This window comes from Vibrio genomosp. F10 str. 9ZD137 (genome assembly GCF_049974785.1).
GTDB lineage: Bacteria > Pseudomonadota > Gammaproteobacteria > Enterobacterales > Vibrionaceae > Vibrio.
The window spans coordinates 1-3,491 of record NZ_JBNGCJ010000413.1; the positions used below are offsets into that span (position 1 = coordinate 1).

Below are 3,491 nucleotides of genomic sequence, written 5' to 3' on the forward strand. Positions count from 1 at the left end.
TGGGTAATTAGGATGGCGTCTAACGTCAGTTGATGCGCTTCTAAGTAAGACAGCACTGGATTCGCATCACCAGGATCGACCACAACACAACGGCCTTCTCTATTTTCTATCACCCAGATGTAATTATCATTAAATGCAGGTATGCTTTTGATACGTATCATGGTTGAGTCTCCCGTCACCTAGGTTGAAGCAGGTTATTAATGAATCCAGCACGCAATGAAAAGAAGCTTGAAAAGCCACACTCATGGTCTCAGCTTAAAAATGGCGAGTGGGTGAACAACGCTATTCAAACACGCCTTGATGAGTGGTGTCCAAAGTTATTTGGGTATCATATGTTGAAGCTGGGCGGTTTAAGCTGTGAGCTGGCAAGTCAACACTGCAATATCCAACACCAAGTCAATCTAGATGTTCATAACCCTCTGCATAATGTGATCGCTGACGGTTATGATTTGCCTTTTTTGGAAAAAAGCTTTGATACGGTGATTATGGCTCATCAACTCGATTACTGTAACGATCCTCACCGAATGTTGCGAGAAGTTGATAGAGTGATGATTGATGATGGTTACCTCATTCTCACAGGGTTCAATCCGATCAGCATCACCGGCTTTGCTCGATTCCTCCCATGGCGGAAAAATAATTTACCTTGGAGCGGGCGAATGTTCACACCGAACCGAATTAAAGATTGGTTAGGGTTATTGAATTATCAGGTGATTGAAAGTGATACATTTGCACTGTTCCCTATGCAAAAATATCAACCGATGTGGACATGGTGTGAGAACAGTTTAGGTGATTGGGCTAGCCCATTAGGAAGCCTTTATTTCGTGGTGGCGCGCAAGCGTACTTATCCTTTAAAACCGATCAAGCCGCACTGGCGATTAAAACGAAGATTATCGCCAGTCAGTATTAACTATCGAGTGAATCGCGTTGTACAGAAGAATTGGGTAGATAAAAACTGATTTGAGTTTGAGGTAAGAAACCAAGAATCGCCGCTTCTTGGTTTTATTTTAGGTCCTCAGTGATCTAAATCGTTAACCGGCTTCGTAACCGGTATCTTCTTCTGTTGGATTTTCGGCTGCGGTACGTGCCAATTCATCGCACATTTCGTTTTCTCTGTGCCCCGCATGGCCCTTAACCCAGCGCCAATCGACCGTGTGACGCGCGGTCTCTTTGTCTAGAGCCTGCCATAAATCAGCGTTCTTTACAGGTTTCTTCGCTGACGTCTTCCAGCCACGCTTTTTCCAGTTATGAATCCATTGCGTAATACCTTGGCGAACATACTGACTATCTGTGGTAAGTATCACTTCACAGGGCTCCTTCAGAGTTTGTAAAGCAACAACGGCGGCAAGCATCTCCATGCGATTGTTGGTGGTCAGGTTATAGCCTTTGGCGAGTGTTTTTTCCGTTTCTTTATAGCGTAATACAACACCATAACCACCAGGGCCTGGATTGCCTAAACAAGAACCATCTGTGAAAATTTCCACTTGTTTCGTCATGATTTGATACTATTGAGTTAAGCATATTATTCGCATAGTCTGACACATAATTAAATATGAATACCAGTAGCAATTTAGAGCAAAATGTAGAGCAAAAACGAATCATCGTTCTCGATACCGAAACCACCGGTATGAATAGAGAAGGTGGGCCTACCTATCAAGGGCACCGTATTATAGAGATTGGTGCTGTCGAGATCATCGGTCGAAAGCTCACTGGTCGGCATTTTCATGTCTATATCAAGCCAGACCGTGAGATTCAGCCTGATGCGATAGAAGTTCATGGTATTACCGATGAATTTTTATCAGACAAGCCGTCTTATAGTGAAGTACATCAAGAATTTATTGAGTTTATTAAAGGTGCCGAATTAGTTGCCCACAATGCTCCCTTTGATGTGGGCTTTATGGATCATGAATTCAGAATGTTTGATAGCTCTGTGGGTCAAACCACGGACTATTGTGAGGTCACCGACACCCTCGCCATGGCGAAGCGCATGCCAAACATGCCAGCTAGGAAGAACCTGGATTCATTGGCAAAGCACTACACGATTGATACCTCAGCTCGTATTCTTCACGGCGCTTTGCTCGATGCGGAAATTCTAGCTGACGTCTACTTGGCGATGACGGGGGGGCAAACGTCGCTTCAATTTAGCTCTGAAGCAGGTGGAATTAGTGGTGTAACGATAAAACGTATCAACACAGACCGAAAAGCGCTAAAGGTTTTACTAGCAACGGCCGATGAAGTAAAAGCACATCAAGAAAGGCTTGATATCGTACAAGAAAATGGCAACTGCCTCTGGCTAAAGTAATAAGCCCTTGCTAAAAACAGGAGAAATACCATTGAGGATTTTAATCACGTTCATGAGCTTGATGCTGTGCTTTAGTGCGAGTGTCGCCAGTGAAGAATCTTCTATGTCGTTGCTCGATAATCGTTTTCGAGTGGATCCTACGATAAAGCAAATCACTTTTGTCATTTATCGCGAACAATCTTCTAAACCCGTTGTGTTGGTTAGGCCCGATGGCAAAAAATATTATGCGTGGCGAAGTCCTGACAACGTTCAATGGTATCAAGAATCATCGCTGGACATTATTTCCATTGACGATCCTATGCCGGGTCCTTGGCAAGCGGTGGGCAAAGTCACGCCCAAAAATAGAATCTTACTTATCTCTCATTTAGCGTTAGAAAGCGATACATTCCCAACCCGTTTATACCAAGGTGAAGAGATCAAATTCACCGCGAAATTGACCTCAGATGGTGAACCTCTGATTCTTAGGGATTTTCTTGATCGAATCAGCCTTAAAGTGACGTTTACGAAGTTTGTGGAAAATGAGCAGGACTTGATCAGCGAAGCCAAGCCAGTTCCTGAGGTTTTGGGTGTCTTTTCTGATGATGGAACAGGACTTGATGAATTTCCTGGCGACGGAATATTTACCGTGGCTTTACCAATATCCTCGCAGCCAGGTAAATACCGGGTAAGAATCACATCAGGAAATGGCATCTTTTTAAGGGCTCAAGAGCAAGAGGTGCTGGTTTATCCAACACCGATTCAGCATACCTTTATTCAATCTCGAGATGCTGAAACGGCTCACCAAATTATTCTCTCCGGAGAGCAGGGTATGGTCAAGCCTGGGTCTTTGGCGGCACAAATTGACCACGCCAATAGTGACGGTGAACTCACCTCCGTGTCTGGCAGTGCCATTGAAGAATCGGAAAAGCTGGATCTTTGGATACCCAATAGTGACAAAGTGGGTCACTATCAATGGCAAGGAAAGGTGTTTGCAACGGATATGGCGACAGGTAGACCGCTGGCGTTTATGGTGACCGATCAAAGTTATAATATTTTAGAGGAAATCGATTTTGAGAAAACACGGTTGATTCAAGAAGAGCAACAGAGAAAACAGCAGCAACTTCTCGAAGAGCTACGAATCAAAGAAGAGAAGGAAGCGGCTCGAACACGCAGCATGATTATCATTGGTGTCGGCAATATTGTGGCCATTTTA

General features: G+C 44.1%; 4 protein-coding genes and 1 pseudogene. 3 read left to right on the top strand and 2 right to left on the bottom strand.

The genetic code is table 11. The features are described from left to right. Positions 1-161: pseudogene (locus tag ACP45E_RS09565) on the bottom strand (hydroxyacylglutathione hydrolase); the annotation flags it as partial. 39 nt (positions 162-200) lie between these two features. Between ACP45E_RS09565 and ACP45E_RS09570 the strand changes: the two are divergent. Beyond that, positions 201-956, top strand: a complete 756-nt coding sequence (locus ACP45E_RS09570) for a class I SAM-dependent methyltransferase (protein WP_017035088.1) — start codon at positions 201-203, stop codon at positions 954-956. Positions 957-1,028: 72 nt separating this feature from the next. Here the strand turns inward: ACP45E_RS09570 and rnhA are convergent, their stop codons facing one another. Then, positions 1,029-1,493 carry a ribonuclease HI gene (gene rnhA / locus ACP45E_RS09575; protein WP_017035089.1) on the bottom strand — a complete coding sequence of 155 codons (465 nt, stop codon included), beginning with the start codon at positions 1,491-1,493 and terminating at the stop codon, positions 1,029-1,031. Between the two features lie 56 nt (positions 1,494-1,549). Between rnhA and dnaQ the strand changes: the two genes are divergently transcribed. Beyond that, positions 1,550-2,299, top strand: a complete 750-nt coding sequence (gene dnaQ, locus ACP45E_RS09580; RefSeq protein WP_017038741.1) for a DNA polymerase III subunit epsilon — start codon at positions 1,550-1,552, stop codon at positions 2,297-2,299. A gap of 52 nt (positions 2,300-2,351) precedes the next feature. Then, a partial coding sequence (locus tag ACP45E_RS09585; RefSeq protein WP_069584937.1) for a TIGR03503 family protein occupies positions 2,352-3,491 on the top strand: 1,140 nt, incomplete at its 3' end.

Excerpts from the sequence above, each read along its gene's own strand:
- ACP45E_RS09570 (WP_017035088.1), top strand. The coding sequence starts at position 201 with ATGAATCCAGCACGCAATGAAAAGAAGCTTGAAAAGCCACACTCATGG.
- rnhA (WP_017035089.1), bottom strand. The coding sequence starts at position 1,493 with ATGACGAAACAAGTGGAAATTTTCACAGATGGTTCTTGTTTAGGCAAT.
- dnaQ (WP_017038741.1), top strand. The coding sequence starts at position 1,550 with ATGAATACCAGTAGCAATTTAGAGCAAAATGTAGAGCAAAAACGAATC.